Source organism: Cellulosimicrobium sp. JZ28 (genome assembly GCF_015327065.1).
In the GTDB taxonomy this organism is placed as follows: domain Bacteria; phylum Actinomycetota; class Actinomycetes; order Actinomycetales; family Cellulomonadaceae; genus Cellulosimicrobium; species Cellulosimicrobium funkei.
This window is the reverse complement of sequence record NZ_CP017660.1, coordinates 2,657,368-2,670,982: the sequence shown is the minus strand read 5'-3', so window position 1 is coordinate 2,670,982 and position 13,615 is coordinate 2,657,368. Positions and strand designations below refer to the sequence as shown.

Sequence of the window (13,615 nt, the reverse complement as noted above, 5' to 3'; positions counted from 1 at the left end):
CCGTGATGTGGACGACGGAGGGTCGGGTGCGGTGGCGCCCCGCTACGGTGTGCCGATGCGATGGGACGCCTTGTTCGACGACCTCGCGGCGCAGCTCGCCGCGGCGGAGTCGCAGGACCGCGTCGCCGCGGTCGCCGACCTGACCCGGGCGGAGCACGCGACGGTGCTTCTCACCGAGCGGATGCGCGCCGCGCCGGGGCCCGTGACGCTCGAGCTCCGCGACGCGTCGGCGGTGACCGGCGAGGTGCGGGAGGTCGCGCAGGAGTGGGCGCTGGTCGTCGACGGCAGCCGGCAGCACCTCGTCCCGCTGGACGCCGTGGTCGCGGTGCGAGGACTCGGGCGGCACGCCGACCCGCCGCGCTCGTCCCGGTCGGCGACGCTCGGCCTCGGGCACGCGCTGCGTGCGCTCCAGCGGGACCGGAGACCGGTCCAGGTGCGGACGGCCGCCGGGTCCTGCTCCGGGTGGGTCGCCCGGGTGGGGAAGGACCATCTCGACCTCGAGCCGTCGCCGGGCAGCGCCCACGGCGCGCGGGTGGTCCCCTGGTCGGCCCTCGTGTGCGTCAGCGAGGCGGAGACGGGGTACGTACCGAGGTGAGCGCGCGGCAGGGGGAGCCGGGGGAGCAGGGACGCCGTCGCACGACGGCGTGGGGACGCGGCACGGGGCGGCGGAGGCGCGACGGCGCGCCGTCAGCCGTCGAAGTCGCCCGCCTCGATGCGCTGGCGCGTCTGCGCGTACATGCGCTGGATGTACGCCTCGAGCTCGCTCACCTCGACCCGCCACTGGCCGCGTCCGCCCACCTGGATCGCGGGGAGCTCTCCCGACCGGACGAGCGCGTACGCCTGCGCCGCCGAGATGTTGAGCTCGTCCGTGACGTCGGCGAGGGTGAGGAACCGCTGGGGCATGGCGTCAGTCTGGCACGCCACGCCCCACCGCGGTGCTCGTCCACAGGCCCTGCCACGCGCCCCGCCGACCGGGGATCATGAAGCCGCGGCACGGGCGACGTGCCGACCACCGAGGGGGAGATGGATGACGACGACCGTGGAACGACCCGTCCCGGGGGCCGCGACGCCCCCGCCCGCCGCGCGGCTGCGGCGGCCGGGCTGGAAGGACCCGCGGCTGCTCGTGGGGGTCGTCGTGGTGGCGCTGTCCGTCGCGCTGGGGTCCTGGGCCGTGAGCAGCGCGAGCCGGACGGTCGCGGTGTACGCGGCCGGCACGCCGCTGACGCCCGGCACCACCGTCGGTGCGGCCGAGCTGCGCACGGTCGAGGTGCGGCTCGGCGCGCAGACCGACCGCTACCTGCTCGTCGAGGACGGGCTCCCGGACGAGGCGGTCGTCCTGCGGACGGTGGCCGCGGGCGAGCTCGTCCCCGCGACGGCGCTCGGTGCCGCCACCGACCTCGCGGTGCGGGCGGTCGCGGTGCCCGTGACGTCGGGCCTCTCCGAGCGGATCGTGGCCGGCGCCGACGTCGACCTCTGGCACGTCCCGGAGGCCGCCGCCGCACCGTCCCCGGACGCTGCGCAGGACGTCCCGGACGGGCCGGGCGCCGTGCCGGAGATGCTCGTCGGCGGCGTCACGGTCGCCCAGGTCGACGAGGGCGAGGGCACGCTCGTGGTCGGCGGGCCGACGACGGTGCACCTGCTCGTCGAGGTCGACCACCTCCCCGCCGTGCTCGCCGCCGTCGCGGGAGAGGGGACCCTCGCGCTGGTCCCGGTCGGCGGTGCGGGGTGAGCGGCGCGACCACGGTCACGACGGTCCTGTGCGCGGTCCGCGGGGCGCGCGAGGCGGAGGTCGTCACGACGCTCGACGCGTCCGGGCTGCGGGTGACGCGGCGCTGCGCGGACGTCGTCGAGCTGCTCGCCGCGGCGGCCGCGGGGGCCGGGCGGGTCGCCGTCGTCTCGCACGACCTCCCGGCGCTGGACCGGCAGGCCGTGGCCGACCTGCACGCGCACGACGTCCGGGTCGTCGCGCTCGCCCCGGGGGCACGTGGGAAGAGGACCGGCTGCGGGCCCACGGGGTGGACACCGTGGTGGACGTGGACCGGTCCCCGGGCACCCTGTGCGACGCCGTCCGGGCGGTCGTGCCGGCGCGCACCGGGCACGCGGGCCCGCCCGGCGCGCCCGCCCGCGTCCCGGCGCCCGTGCCGGCCGACGGCGAGGGCGACCGGCGCGACGGCCGGACCGTCGTCGTCTGGGGCCCGACCGGGGCGCCGGGCCGCACGACCGTCGCGACGAACCTCGCGGTCGAGCTCGCGGGCCCGGCACCCGCGGGGCGGCCCCGTCGGCGCCGCGCCGCACGCCGCGCGCGAGAGGTCGACGCGGCTCCCACGGCCACCGTCGGGCCTCCGGCCGAGGTGCTGCTCGTCGACGCGGACACGTACGGCGGGACGGTCGCGCAGCGCCTCGGGCTGCTCGACGAGTCCCCGGGGCTCGCCGCCGCGGCCCGCAGCGCCGGTCAGGGCGTGCTCGACGCCGCGGGCCTCCGCGCGCTGGCCCCGGTGCTCGTGCCCCGAGTCCGGGTCCTCACGGGCCTCGCCCGGGCGGCGCGCTGGCCCGAGCTGCCGGGCCCGTCGCTCGACGCGGTGTGGCAGGTGGCACGGTCGGTCGCGGACTGGACCGTCGTCGACTGCGGCTTCGGCATCGAGCAGGACGAGCTGCTCAGCTACGACACCCGCGCCCCGCAGCGCCACGACGCGACGCTCAGCGCGCTGGGCGCCGCGGACGTCGTCGTGGTCGTGGGCGGCGGAGACCCGGTCGGGCTGCAGCGCCTCGTCCGCGCGCTCGACGAGCTGGGAGACTCCGGGGCGGCGGTCGCCGCGGCCCGGGTCGTCGTCGTGAACCGGGTGCGGGCGAGCGTCGTCGGGCCACGGCCCGAGCGCGCGGTGCGCGACGCGATGGCGCGGTACGCCGGCGTCGAGGACCTGCACGTCGTCCCGGAGGACACCGCCGTCGACGTGGCGCTCCGGGAGGGGAGGACGCTCGGCGAGACCACCCCGGCGAGCCCTGCCCGGCGCGCGCTGGCCCGGCTCGCGGAGGCGGTGCGGGAGGCCGTCCCGTCCGGGCGTGGTGCGGCGCCCGGTCCGGTGCTCGAGGCGGCACACTGAACCCATGCGCATCTATCTCCCCGCGACGCTCGACGAGCTCGACGCCGTCACCGTGACCGCCGACGCCGCCCGCTGGACCGTCGCCCCGCGCGGCGCCCACGCCGTGACCGCCGCGCTGACGCGTGCGCTGCCCGACGAGGACGAGGAGGGTCTCGAGTACGCAGCGGCGCTCGAGGCGGCGGACGACTCGCTCGCGCTCGTCGCATCACGCCCGGACGCGCCGCGGCAGCGGCTCGTCGTCACGCTCGAGGTGCCCGACGGCGCGGTCCAGGTCGTGGGGGCAGAGGACTCCGACGACGAGGACGCGCCCGCCCCGAGCGCCGTCGAGGTGCTGCGCACGGTGCCCGACGTCGCGATCGTGTGCGTGCACGTCGACGAGCCGGAGGCGGTCGCGGACGTCGAGGCCGTGCTCGCCGCGGCGGACGACGACGGTCCCGACGCGGACGCGGCGCTCGACGCGGCCATCGAGCGCGTGGGTGAGCGCGACCTGCTCTGGTACGACTGGTCCGAGCTCAAGGACGTGCCGCGCGCCTGAGGCCGGGGCGAACCCGGGCAGACCGAGCCTGGGACGCCGCCGGGGTGACGGGCCCCGTCAGCCCAGGCGGCCCAGCACCTCGTCGTGCAGCAGGCCGTTCGTCGCGACGGCGTTGCCGCCCCACGGGCCGTCGGCGCCGTCGAGCGACGTGAACCGCCCGCCCGCCTCGGTGACGATCGGCACGAGCGCGGCCATGTCGTAGAGCTCGAGCTCGGGCTCCGCGGCCGCGTCGACCGCGCCCTCGGCGACGAGCATGTACGACCAGAAGTCGCCGTAGCCGCGCGTGCGCCACGCGCCGCGCATGAGGTCGAGGAACGGCTCGAGCTTCCCGCGCTCCTCCCAGCCGTCGAGCGACGCGTAGGCGAGCGACGCGTCGGACCACGACGAGACGCCCGAGACGTGCAGGCGCGACGCGGCGGCGAGCGACTTGCCCGTCCACGCGCCGGTACCCTTCGAGGCCCACCAGCGGCGGCCGAGCGCGGGCGCGGACACCAGCCCGACGACGACCTCGTCGCCGTCGGCGAGCGCGATGAGCGTGGCCCACACGGGGACGCCGCGCACGAAGTTCTTCGTCCCGTCGATCGGGTCGACGATCCAGCGGCGGGCGCCGTGGCCCGTCTCGCCGTACTCCTCGCCCACGATCGCGTCGCGGCCGCGGGCCCGGCCGAGCTGGCCGCGGATGATCTCCTCGGCCGTCCGGTCGGCGTCGCTCACGGGCGTCGAGTCGGGCTTGGACTCGACGTGCAGGTCGAGCGCCTTGAAGCGCGACAGGGTGTGGGCGTCGACCTGGTCGGCGATCACGTGGGCGAGGCGCAGGTCGTCGTCGTAGCCGCGCGTCGAGGGGGGCGTCATGGCTCACACCGTAGCGGTGCGCGCACGGGCCGGGGGAGGCGCCGCGCGGGGTGCGGGCTCAGGCGGCGCCGGTGCGCGAGGCGAGCACGCGCCGGAACGACTCGAGCCGCGCCGCGCGGGCGTCGCGGGTGGTGTCGTCGGGGGAGTCCGCCACCCAGTCGTCGAGCGCGCAGTCCGGCGCGTCGTCGAGGTGGGTGCACCCGCGCGGGCACGCGGCGGCGACGGCGTCGAGGTCCTCGAACGCGCGCAGCAGGTGGTCGACCTGCACGTGCGCGAGCCCGAACGACCGCACGCCGGGCGTGTCGATGACCCACCCGCCGCCCGGCAGGCGCAGCGCGACCGCCGAGGTCGACGTGTGCCGGCCGCGCCCCGTGACGTCGTTGACGTGCCCCGTCGCGCGCCGGGCGTCGGGCACGAGCGCGTTGACGAGCGTCGACTTCCCCACGCCCGAGTGCCCGACGAACACCGACGTGCGCCCGGCCAGCGCCTCGCGGACCGCGTCGAGCGGTTCGATGGCCCAGCCGTCCGGCGCGAGGCCGTCGGGCGCGCGCCGCGTGACGACGACGGAGACGCCGAGCGGCTCGTAGAGCGCGCGCAGCGGCGCCGGGTCGGCGAGGTCCGCCTTGGTGAGGCACAGCAGGACGTCCATGCCGGCGTCGTACGCGGCGACGACGCACCGGTCGATCATGCGCGTGCGCGGCTCCGGCTCGGCGAGGGCGGTGACGACGACGAGCTGGTCCGCGTTCGCGACGATGACGCGCTCGTACGGGTCGGTGTCGTCGGCGGTGCGACGCAGCACCGACGACCGCTCCTGGATGCGGACGATGCGCGCGAGCGAGCCGTCGTCCCCGGTGACGTCGCCGACGAGGTCGACGCGGTCCCCGCACACGATCCGCGTGCGCCCGAGCTCGCGCGCCTTCATCGCGAGGACCGTGCGCTCGTCCTCGGCGCCGACGACCGTCCCGTCGTCGGTCCCGCCCACGAGCAGCGTGTACCGGCCCCGGTCCACGCCCGTGACGAACCCGGTCACCGCGTCCGCGTGCTCGGGGCGCTGCTTGGTGCGCGGGCGGCTGCCGCGCTTGCCGGGGCGCGAGCGGAAGTCGGACTCGTCCGGGACGCGGGCCATCAGCGGGCCGCCGCCCCCGAGCCGGCCGCGGGGGCCGTGCCTGAGCCGGTCCCCGGCCCGGCCGAGCCGCCGAGCATCCGCTCCCACATGCCCGCGAAGCCGGGGAGAGTCTTGGCCGTCGTCGCGACGTTCTCGACGCCGACGCCCGGCACGCGCAGCCCGATCACGGCGGCCGAGGTCGCCATGCGGTGGTCGTGGTAGGTGCGGAAGACGGCGCCGTGCAGGGGGCGCGGCGTGATGACGAGCCCGTCGCGCGTCTCCTCGGCCTGCCCGCCGAGGCGCGTGATCTCGGCCGCGAGCGCGGCCAGGCGGTCGGTCTCGTGCCCGCGCAGGTGCGCGATGCCGCGCAGGCGGCTGGGCCCGTCGGCGAGGGCCGCGAGGGCGGCGATCGTGGGGGCGAGCTCGCCGGCGGCGTGCAGGTCCACGTCGACGCCGCGCACCTCGCCCGTGCCCGTCACGGTGAGCACGTCGCCGTCGAGGGACGACGTGGCGCCCATGGTCTCGAGCAGCTCGGGGACCATCGCGCCGGGCTGCGTGGTCGCCGTCGGCCAGCCCGTGACGCGCACGGTGCCCCCGGCGACGAGCGCGGCCGCGAGGAACGGCGCGGCGTTCGACAGGTCGGGCTCGACCTGCACGTCGCGCGCCGCGATCGGCCCCGGCTCGACGCGCCAGATCGCCGGGCGCGAGTCGTCGACGACGACCCCGACCTCCCGCAGGACCTCCACCGTCATCTCGATGTGGGGCATGCTCGGCAGCGTGTGCCCGACGTGCCGGACCGTGAGGCCCTGGTCGTAGCGCGCCGCCGCGAGGAGCAGCCCGGAGACGAACTGGCTCGACGCCGACGCGTCGATGTCGACGGACCCGCCCCGGACCCGGCCGCGCCCGCGCACGGTGAACGGGAGCGTCGTGGGCAGGCTGCCGCCGTCGTCGCCCGCGACCGGGACGTCCAGCGCGCTGAGGGCCGCCACCACCGGGCCCATGGGCCGCACCCGTGCGCCCTCGTCGCCGTCGAACCGCACCGCGCCGTCCGCCAGCGCCGTGACCGGCGGGAGGAAGCGCATGACCGTCCCGGCCAGCCCGCAGTCGACGTCGACCGGTCCGCGCAGGGCGCCGGGCGTCACGTGCAGCTCGGTCGGCGACGCGCCCTCCTCGATCCCCACGCCCAGCGCGCGCAGCGCCGCGATCATGAGGTCGGCGTCGCGGCTGCGCAGCGCGCCGCGCAGCGTCCCGGGGCCGTCGGCGAGCGCCGCGAGCACGAGCAGTCGGTTCGTCAGCGACTTCGACCCCGGGACCTCGACCGTCGCGTCGAGCGGCCCGCCCGCCGTGGGCGCGACCCAGGCGTCGGCCGGGGCGGGGGACGGTGCGTCGGTGGGCGCGGGGGGCTGCGTCGTCATGGCGTCCAGGCTAGTGGAGCGTCGCCGCCCGACGGCGGCCGGTCCCGCCGGGCGGACGGGCTCGGCAGCGCGGTGCGACGCGTCAGGCGACCTTGGCGCGGACGGCGGCCCCGGCGTCGTGCACGGCGCCCGCGGTGCTGCTCGCGGCGTGCTGCGCGGCGTCCTGGGCGGCCTTCGCGGCGCGGCGAGCCGAGCGCGACACGTCCTTCGCCGTGCTCTTCGCTCCCGCGACGACGGCCTCCTGCTTCGCCTGCTTGGCGAGCGCGAGGTCGTGCCGCGCCCGCTCGAGACGCCACTGGACGCCCGGGCGGCCCTCGTAGTCGGCGCCCGCGATGAGCGCGGCCCCGATGGCCCCGACGTTCGCGACGAACTTCCGCGTCCGCTCGGTGCGCGTGGCCTCGCCGCCCGTGAACGGCTGGTTGACGACGGCCAGCGGGACCGTGAGCGCGGCGAGCGTGAGCGCGGCGGTCCGGGGCGCCTTGCCGACGGCGAGGCACAGGCCCGCGACCGCCGTCGCCGCGCCGTGGGCGCGGACGAGCGTCGTCACCTGCCGCTCGCTGAGCGGGGCCTCGATGCCGACGCGCTTCTCGACGAGCTCGACGCCCGCGCGCGCGGCCCGCACGTGCTCCGCCGGCTTGAGCGCGGCCTGGACCCCGTCGTAGACGAACCACGAGGCCAGCATGGGCCTCGCGAGGTGACGCAGCAGCATCGGTTCTCTCCTCATCGCTGGTGACTCGCCGGTGCCCTGGGCGGGCGTCCTCCGGTGGGTCCCAGCCTGCCGCGCCCCCCGGGACGGCGCCACCCGCGGCGGTGCCCGGGCCGGGAATGCCCGGGGGCGCTCGCGGGTTGCACCCCTCGTGACCGCCCTGCTCCAGACCCCCGCACCCGCCGCCCGGGTCGCGTCGCCGATCCCGGGATCCCCGGCGCCGGACGCCGCGTTCGCCGCCGCGTGGTCGGTGCCGGGCCGTGCGCGGGACGCCTCATCGAACACCCAGACGAACGGGGGACTAGGCTCGTTGTTGATGACAGAGCGAATCTCCGGCAGCGACGTCTCCGGCAGCCCTGCGACGACGTCGGGAACGACGCCGGACGACGGTGCGCCCGCCGGCACGACGCTGCCCGCCGACGCGACGGACGCCGAGGACACGAACCGCGCCCCGGAGGCCGAGAGCGACGCCGCGCGCGCCGCCCGGTTCGAGCGGGACGCCCTGCAGTACCTCGACCAGCTGTACTCCGCCGCGCTGCGGATGACGCGCAACCCCTCGGACGCCGAGGACCTGGTGCAGGAGACGTTCGCGAAGGCGTTCGCGGCGTTCCACCAGTACCGCCCGGGCACGAACCTCAAGGCGTGGCTGTACCGGATCCTCACGAACACGTTCATCAACACGTACCGCAAGAAGCAGCGCGAGCCGCAGCAGGCGCAGACGGACGACGTCGAGGACTGGCAGATCGCGCGCGCGGCGTCGCACACGTCGCAGGGCCTGCGCTCGGCCGAGGCGGAGGCGCTCGACCGCCTGCCGGACTCGGACGTCAAGCGCGCGCTCCAGGAGCTCCCCGAGGACCGGCGCATGGTCGTGTACTACGCCGACGTCGAGGGCTTCCCGTACAAGGAGATCGCGGAGATCATGGGGACACCGATCGGCACGGTCATGTCCCGCCTGCACCGAGGCAGGCGCCAGCTGCGCGAGCTGCTGGCCGACTACGCCGCGAGGCGAGGACTGGTGGGCGCGAAGAGCCCCGGAGGTGAGTCGTGAGCACGTCAGAGACCCGTGAGCCCGGACGGGGTCCGGTCGAGGAGCCGGTGACCCCGATCCCGCACTCGACCGCGGGCGAGTCCGAGTGCGAGCACGCGCTCACGCACCTGTACGAGTACCTGGACTCCGAGATGACGCCCGACGACGAGCTGCGCATGCGCCAGCACGTCGCGCACTGCTCGCCGTGCCTGGCCGAGCTGAGCGTCGAGGAGCTCGTCAAGCAGCTCGTGCGCCGCTCGTGCCACGAGAAGGCGCCGGCAGGGCTGCGGGAGCGCATCCACACGCAGCTCACCGTGATGGTCACGACGACGACGGTCGTCGAGACCCGCTGACCCGGGCCCGGGGGCCAGCCCCTGGGGCCCGTGCGCACGAGAGAGGGCCCGGACCGACGACGTCGGTCCGGGCCCTCTTCCGTGCTCCCCCTCGCGGGGGCTGCGCCGTCTCAGGCGTTGGGGCGCTTGCCGTGGTTCGCGGCGTTGCCCTTGCGGCTGCGACGCTTGCGTCCGCGCTTGCTCATGGTGTTCTCCTGACGGTCGGGGAGTGCTGCCGGTCTCGGCGGTTCTCGACGGGTGTCGACGTGGAACGACCGGTCTCGGCGTGTCCAGTCCGTCTCCCATGGTCCCACACGCGACCCCTTGTCACGGTCGAGCACGCGATATATCGTGTCTGGCAGAACGAGATATATCGCGAGTGCCCTTCGGCCGTCCTGGTCGAGATGGTGCGCGGCGACCAGGACGGAGCGCAGGATGACGCAGGAGCTCTGGACCCTCACCGGTCCGCAGGCCATCGACCTCGCGCTCGTGCGCCGGCTCGACGCGACGATGATCGGCGGGCGCATCGACGTCGTCGCGCACGAGGACCCGGCACGGACCGACGCGCGCGTCGAGGTGCACTCCGTGAGCGGGCGCGCGCTCGAGGTGCGGCTCGACGGGACGACGCTCCGGGTGGGCTACGGCCCGTTCGAGGCGGGCTGGAAGGGCTTCCTCGAGCGCTTCCGCACGTACACCGGCAAGGACGCCGCGGAGGTCCACGTCGCCGTCCCGGCGGGCGCGCAGGTCGAGGTCGCGACCGTGCAGGGCGAGGCGCTCGTCGCGGGAGCCCGCGAGGGCGTGCGGCTCGCGACCGTGTCCGGCGCCGTCATGACGAGCCGGACGCGCGGCCCGCTGCGCGTCGACACCGTCTCCGGCGAGGTCGCCGCGAGCGAGCACGACGGCCCGGTCCGGATGGAGTCCGTCTCCGGCGGCCTCACCGCCACGGGCGCGCTGCGCTCGCTGCGGCTCGACTCGGTCTCCGGCTCCGTGACCGTCGACACGCGCACGACCCCGGACGAGATCACGGTGAGCGCCGTCTCCGCCGACGTGCTCGTGCGCCTGCCCGACCCGGACGCGATGGACTACGCCGTGCGCTGCCTCAGCGGCCGGCTCGTCGTCGACGGCGAGGAGCAGCGCGGATCCGCGCGCTCCTTCCACCGCGCGGCGCGGCTCGGCGCGGGCGCGCCCGTCCGCGTCTCGGCCGTCTCGGGCGACGTCACGGTCCTGCGGGGGACGGCCGGGACGTCGTCCGCGCCGGCCGACGCGCCCCCGGTGCAGGACGCGGCCCCGGACGCCCCGGCGTGGGGCAGCCCCGGTGCTCCCGCCGGCCGACCGGCCTCCGCGAGCGGCCCGGTGGACCGCTGATGGCCACCGTCTTCGCCCACGGCCAGCTCCGGCTCTACCTGCTCGCGCTCCTCGCGTCCGGGCCCAAGCACGGGTACGAGCTCATCACCGAGCTCTCCGAGCGGTTCGGGGGCACCTACCGCCCGAGCGCCGGGACGATCTACCCGCGCCTCGCGCGGCTCGAGGACGAGGGCCTGGTCCACCGCAGCGCCGACGGGCGCAAGACGACGTACGAGCTGACCCCCGCGGGGCGCGCCGAGATCGAGGCGCGGCGCGCGGACGTCGCGGCGCTCGAGCACGGCATCGCCGAGACGGTGCGCCAGCGCGCCGAGGCGCTGCGCGCCGACGTGCAGGGCTCCCTGCGGGGGCTGCGCGCCGAGCTCGCCGCCGCCGCGCAGACGGCGCGCGCCCGCCCGCGCGACGGCGAGCACGACACCCGCCGTCGCGAGTCGACCGCGCGCCGTGCCGAGGCGGAGGCCGTGCTCCAGCGCTTCCGCGACGAGCTCCGCGCGGACCTGCGCCGGGCGGACGCGACCGGCGGGGTGCCCGAGCTGACGGTCGACACGCTGCGCACCGTGCTCGACAGCGCGCGCCGCGCCGTGCGGTCCACCCTGCCCTGACGTCCCGAGACCACCGACCACGCACCAGAGAACCGAACGAGGAGAAGCGCATGAGCACCGAGTCCTGGGTCATCAACGCCCCCCGGAGCGTCGACGTCGCGGACGTCCGGCGCGTCGTCGTCCAGCTCACGGACGGGTCGGTCGACGTCGTCGCCGACCCCGGCCGCGAGAGCGGGGCGCACCTCGACGTGAGCGAGGTGTCCGAGCGCCCGCTGCAGGTGAGCGTGCACGACGGCGAGCTGCGCGTCGGGTACGACTTCGCCGGCATCGAGGGCCTCGTCGACCGCGCGAAGGGCCTGCGCGACAAGGACCGCGCCGTCGTGCGGGTCACCGTGCCCGCGAGCGTCCCGCTCAAGGTGACGACCGCGCGCGCCGCGGCGACCGTCGTCGGGACGCGGGCGGACGTGTCCGTCACGACCGGGACCGGCGCCGTCCGCGTCCAGGGCGTCTCGGGCACGGCGTCGGTCCGCACGGCCACCGGCTCCGTCGACGTCGGCGAGCACGTCGGCGACGTCCACGTGACCACCGCGTCCGGCACCGTCACGCTCGGCGGCACGCTCGGGCGCGTGTCGGTCAGCACCGTCACGAGCGGCGTCGAGGTCGTCGCGCGCGAGAGCACCCCGCTCGTCGACGCGCGCACGGTCTCGGGCGACGTGGCCGTGCGCCTCGGCGCCGGCTCGGCCGTGAACCTCAAGGCCCGCAGCGTCACCGGCAAGGCCGTGCTCGACGGCGTGCGGCTCGACTCCAGCGCGCAGCGCACCACGTCCGTCGACCACGTCGACCAGCACGGCGCGGGCGGCGCCTACGTGTCGGCGAGCACCGTCTCGGGCGACCTCACGGTCTCGCGCGGCTGAGCGGTACCGCCCCGACGGCGAGGGGGAGGCGTGGTCCGTGACCACGCCTCCCCCTCGTGCGTCCCTGCGGGCTCAGACGGTGTCGTCGGGCAGGCCGAGCCACGCGTGCCAGCCGGTGTGCAGCACGAGCCACGCCATGAGCCCGTAGCCCGCCTGGCCGGGGAAGCCGTTGCCGCTCTGCGCGAGGTCGGCGAGCCACTGCTCGTGCGTGACGAGCGGGCTGAACGTGTCGACGTAGGGGACGCGGCGCCGGTTCGCGACGTCCGAGAACGCGTGGGACAGCTCCGCGAGGCGCTCCGCGTCCTGCGCGTGGCCCGGCGGCGGCCCGACGACGAACGTGGGCAGGCGGTGGGACTCCGCGACGTCGAGCACGTTCGCGAGGTTGAGGCGCGAGCGCGCGACCGACAGCCCCGCGTCGAGGTCGTGGCGGCCGAGGCCGATGACGAGGCGGTTGTCGACGTCCGGCTCGGGGGAGAACCGGCGCGCGGTCTCCGCCTCCCAGCGCTGGCTGAGCGCCGTCGTCGTCTCGCCGGGGATGGCGAGCGGGAACACGTACGCCGGCTGGGGGAAGCGTGTGCGCGCGACGACGCGCCCCGCCCACCCCAGGGCCTTCGCGTCGCCGACGCCGGCGCTCAGCTCGTCGCCGACGACGCAGATCCGTACCTCACGACTCACCGCGTCTTCCACGAGTGCCATTCTCCCCGACGCGGGCCGCGCGGGTCGATCCGAGCCGGTGCGGACGGCGTGTCGACCCGCGCGGGGGTCGCCGCGGCGGCCGGACGCCTCAGGCCAGCGTCGCTCCCCAGGTGACCTCGTGGGACGCGCCGGGCTCGAGCCGGACGAGGCGCTCGCCCGTGCGGAACGCGTCCGCGACGCAGCTCATCGGCTCGGCGGCGACGCCGGTGCGGCGGAACGCGACGTCGCCGACGTGGTCGCCCGTGCAGACCTGCCACGTGTCCATCGAGCCGTCCATCCACACGGCGGCCGTGCGGCCGTCGGGCGCGGTGAGGCGGATCCAGGACAGCCCGTCCTCGTCGCGCAGCACGTCGACGTACGCGTCGTCGAGGTCGACGCCCGCGAGCAGGCGCGGCTCGCGCAGGTCGAACGTGCCGGTGGCGGGCTCGGTGCCGGTCGGCAGGAGCCGCTCGTCGGTCGTGACGCGGGTCGCCGCGTCCAGGCGCAGCGTGCACGCGTCGAGGTCCGCGCCGTCGGCCGAGAGCCACGGGTGGAAGCCGACGCCGTACGGGGCGGTCGCCGTGCCGACGTTCGTCGTGCGGACGTGGACGCGCAGCCCCGCGTCGTCGAGCGAGTACGTCACGCGCGCGACGAGGTCGAACGGGTAGCCCGGCGACGGCGGCAGGTGCAGCTCGAGCGTCGCGCGCGCGGCCTCGTGCTCGACGACCGTCCAGCGCTGCCAGCACGCGAGGCCGTGCAGCGCGGTCCCGCGGTCCGGCTCCGAGATCGGGACCTGGTACGTCGTGCCGTCGACCGTGTACTGCCCGTCGCGCAGCCGGTTGGGCCAGGGGAGCAGGACGGCGCCGTTGAACGCGGGCGACACCTCGTCCTCGCCGAAGGGCGTGAAGACCGGCCGGCCCCCCACCGCGTACTCGCGGACGGCCGCTCCGACCTCGGTGATCGTCGCTGCGTGGTCGCCGTGGGCGATGCGGACCTGGGCTCCTGAGGGGGCATGGGTGTTCACGCTCACATACGGTACTCGGCGTGCG

17 protein-coding genes are annotated in these 13,615 nt (G+C 76.5%); 9 read left to right on the top strand and 8 right to left on the bottom strand.

Annotation, left to right across the window (positions count from 1 at the left end):
* The first annotated feature begins 55 nt into the window (after window positions 1-55).
* Window positions 56-595 carry a hypothetical protein gene (locus BJP59_RS12110; RefSeq protein ID WP_194521038.1) on the top strand — a complete coding sequence of 180 codons (540 nt, stop codon included), beginning with the start codon at window positions 56-58 and terminating at the stop codon, window positions 593-595.
* A gap of 92 nt (window positions 596-687) precedes the next feature.
* On the opposite strand, the gene BJP59_RS12105 is transcribed toward BJP59_RS12110, so the two are convergent.
* Window positions 688-903 (bottom strand): helix-turn-helix domain-containing protein, encoded by a 216-nt coding sequence (locus tag BJP59_RS12105; RefSeq protein ID WP_061269161.1) that lies wholly within the window; start codon window positions 901-903, stop codon window positions 688-690.
* Between the two features lie 124 nt (window positions 904-1,027).
* Here BJP59_RS12105 and BJP59_RS12100 point away from each other — a divergent pair, with 124 nt between their 5' ends.
* The 3 genes from BJP59_RS12100 (at window position 1,028) to BJP59_RS12090 (ending at window position 3,636) form a co-directional block, all read left to right on the top strand.
* A complete protein-coding gene (locus tag BJP59_RS12100; protein WP_171468205.1) occupies window positions 1,028-1,729 on the top strand; it encodes a hypothetical protein in 702 nt (233 codons plus the stop codon).
* Between the two features lie 304 nt (window positions 1,730-2,033).
* The gene (locus BJP59_RS12095) at window positions 2,034-3,101 is read left to right on the top strand and encodes an AAA family ATPase (protein WP_228485022.1); all 1,068 of its coding nucleotides are present in this window, start codon (window positions 2,034-2,036) and stop codon (window positions 3,099-3,101) included.
* Between the two features lie 4 nt (window positions 3,102-3,105).
* Complete coding sequence (locus BJP59_RS12090; protein ID WP_194521037.1) at window positions 3,106-3,636, top strand: DUF6912 family protein; 531 nt, start codon at window positions 3,106-3,108, stop codon at window positions 3,634-3,636.
* 57 nt (window positions 3,637-3,693) lie between these two features.
* On the opposite strand, the gene hisN is transcribed toward BJP59_RS12090, so the two are convergent.
* The 4 genes from hisN to BJP59_RS12070 form a co-directional block, all read right to left on the bottom strand.
* The gene (hisN, locus tag BJP59_RS12085) at window positions 3,694-4,488 is read right to left on the bottom strand and encodes a histidinol-phosphatase (protein ID WP_021482063.1); all 795 of its coding nucleotides are present in this window, start codon (window positions 4,486-4,488) and stop codon (window positions 3,694-3,696) included.
* 58 nt (window positions 4,489-4,546) lie between these two features.
* A complete protein-coding gene (gene rsgA, locus BJP59_RS12080) occupies window positions 4,547-5,614 on the bottom strand; it encodes a ribosome small subunit-dependent GTPase A (protein WP_194521036.1) in 1,068 nt (355 codons plus the stop codon).
* Window positions 5,614-7,008: a 3-phosphoshikimate 1-carboxyvinyltransferase gene (gene aroA, locus BJP59_RS12075; protein WP_194521035.1), complete on the bottom strand. Its 1,395-nt coding sequence runs from the start codon at window positions 7,006-7,008 to the stop codon at window positions 5,614-5,616. Before aroA ends, rsgA begins: the two co-directional genes overlap by 1 nt.
* A gap of 82 nt (window positions 7,009-7,090) precedes the next feature.
* Window positions 7,091-7,717, bottom strand: coding sequence for a DoxX family membrane protein (locus BJP59_RS12070; protein ID WP_074807584.1), 627 nt, complete (start codon window positions 7,715-7,717; stop codon window positions 7,091-7,093).
* Window positions 7,718-8,030: 313 nt separating this feature from the next.
* Here BJP59_RS12070 and BJP59_RS12065 point away from each other — a divergent pair, with 313 nt between their 5' ends.
* Together BJP59_RS12065 and rsrA are read left to right on the top strand one after the other, a co-directional pair.
* The gene (locus BJP59_RS12065; protein ID WP_082774795.1) at window positions 8,031-8,762 is read left to right on the top strand and encodes a sigma-70 family RNA polymerase sigma factor; all 732 of its coding nucleotides are present in this window, start codon (window positions 8,031-8,033) and stop codon (window positions 8,760-8,762) included.
* Complete coding sequence (gene rsrA, locus BJP59_RS12060; protein ID WP_021483111.1) at window positions 8,759-9,094, top strand: mycothiol system anti-sigma-R factor; 336 nt, start codon at window positions 8,759-8,761, stop codon at window positions 9,092-9,094. The genes BJP59_RS12065 and rsrA overlap by 4 nt, the downstream gene beginning before the upstream one ends.
* 110 nt (window positions 9,095-9,204) lie before the next feature.
* Here rsrA and BJP59_RS20410 read toward each other — a convergent pair whose 3' ends face one another.
* Window positions 9,205-9,279, bottom strand: a complete 75-nt coding sequence (locus tag BJP59_RS20410; RefSeq protein ID WP_099052597.1) for a 50S ribosomal protein bL37 — start codon at window positions 9,277-9,279, stop codon at window positions 9,205-9,207.
* A gap of 229 nt (window positions 9,280-9,508) precedes the next feature.
* Between BJP59_RS20410 and BJP59_RS12055 the strand changes: the two genes are divergently transcribed.
* Genes BJP59_RS12055 through BJP59_RS12045 form a run of 3 tightly spaced genes read left to right on the top strand, consistent with a single transcriptional unit; the run spans window position 9,509 to window position 11,891 of the window.
* Window positions 9,509-10,438 (top strand): DUF4097 family beta strand repeat-containing protein, encoded by a 930-nt coding sequence (locus BJP59_RS12055; protein WP_194521034.1) that lies wholly within the window; start codon window positions 9,509-9,511, stop codon window positions 10,436-10,438.
* The gene (locus tag BJP59_RS12050; protein WP_076405974.1) at window positions 10,438-11,037 is read left to right on the top strand and encodes a PadR family transcriptional regulator; all 600 of its coding nucleotides are present in this window, start codon (window positions 10,438-10,440) and stop codon (window positions 11,035-11,037) included. Before BJP59_RS12055 ends, BJP59_RS12050 begins: the two co-directional genes overlap by 1 nt.
* Before the next feature lie 50 nt (window positions 11,038-11,087).
* Window positions 11,088-11,891: a DUF4097 family beta strand repeat-containing protein gene (locus BJP59_RS12045; RefSeq protein WP_061269170.1), complete on the top strand. Its 804-nt coding sequence runs from the start codon at window positions 11,088-11,090 to the stop codon at window positions 11,889-11,891.
* A gap of 72 nt (window positions 11,892-11,963) precedes the next feature.
* Here BJP59_RS12045 and BJP59_RS12040 read toward each other — a convergent pair whose 3' ends face one another.
* On the bottom strand, window positions 11,964-12,587 hold the full coding sequence (locus tag BJP59_RS12040) for a GDSL-type esterase/lipase family protein (protein ID WP_031316757.1): 624 nt from the start codon (window positions 12,585-12,587) through the stop codon (window positions 11,964-11,966).
* Window positions 12,588-12,675: 88 nt separating this feature from the next.
* Window positions 12,676-13,590 carry an aldose 1-epimerase family protein gene (locus BJP59_RS12035; RefSeq protein WP_082774797.1) on the bottom strand — a complete coding sequence of 305 codons (915 nt, stop codon included), beginning with the start codon at window positions 13,588-13,590 and terminating at the stop codon, window positions 12,676-12,678.
* Window positions 13,591-13,615: the final 25 nt, after the last annotated feature.

Coding starts and splice junctions, on each gene's coding strand:
- BJP59_RS12100 (WP_171468205.1), top strand. CDS start 1,028: ATGACGACGACCGTGGAACGACCCGTCCCGGGGGCCGCGACGCCCCCG.
- BJP59_RS12050 (WP_076405974.1), top strand. CDS start 10,438: ATGGCCACCGTCTTCGCCCACGGCCAGCTCCGGCTCTACCTGCTCGCG.
- BJP59_RS12090 (WP_194521037.1), top strand. CDS start 3,106: ATGCGCATCTATCTCCCCGCGACGCTCGACGAGCTCGACGCCGTCACC.
- BJP59_RS12055 (WP_194521034.1), top strand. CDS start 9,509: ATGACGCAGGAGCTCTGGACCCTCACCGGTCCGCAGGCCATCGACCTC.
- aroA (WP_194521035.1), bottom strand. CDS start 7,008: ATGACGACGCAGCCCCCCGCGCCCACCGACGCACCGTCCCCCGCCCCG.
- rsgA (WP_194521036.1), bottom strand. CDS start 5,614: ATGGCCCGCGTCCCGGACGAGTCCGACTTCCGCTCGCGCCCCGGCAAG.
- BJP59_RS12045 (WP_061269170.1), top strand. CDS start 11,088: ATGAGCACCGAGTCCTGGGTCATCAACGCCCCCCGGAGCGTCGACGTC.
- hisN (WP_021482063.1), bottom strand. CDS start 4,488: ATGACGCCCCCCTCGACGCGCGGCTACGACGACGACCTGCGCCTCGCC.
- BJP59_RS12105 (WP_061269161.1), bottom strand. CDS start 903: ATGCCCCAGCGGTTCCTCACCCTCGCCGACGTCACGGACGAGCTCAAC.
- BJP59_RS12040 (WP_031316757.1), bottom strand. CDS start 12,587: ATGGCACTCGTGGAAGACGCGGTGAGTCGTGAGGTACGGATCTGCGTC.
- BJP59_RS12070 (WP_074807584.1), bottom strand. CDS start 7,717: ATGCTGCTGCGTCACCTCGCGAGGCCCATGCTGGCCTCGTGGTTCGTC.
- BJP59_RS12110 (WP_194521038.1), top strand. CDS start 56: ATGCGATGGGACGCCTTGTTCGACGACCTCGCGGCGCAGCTCGCCGCG.
- BJP59_RS12065 (WP_082774795.1), top strand. CDS start 8,031: ATGACAGAGCGAATCTCCGGCAGCGACGTCTCCGGCAGCCCTGCGACG.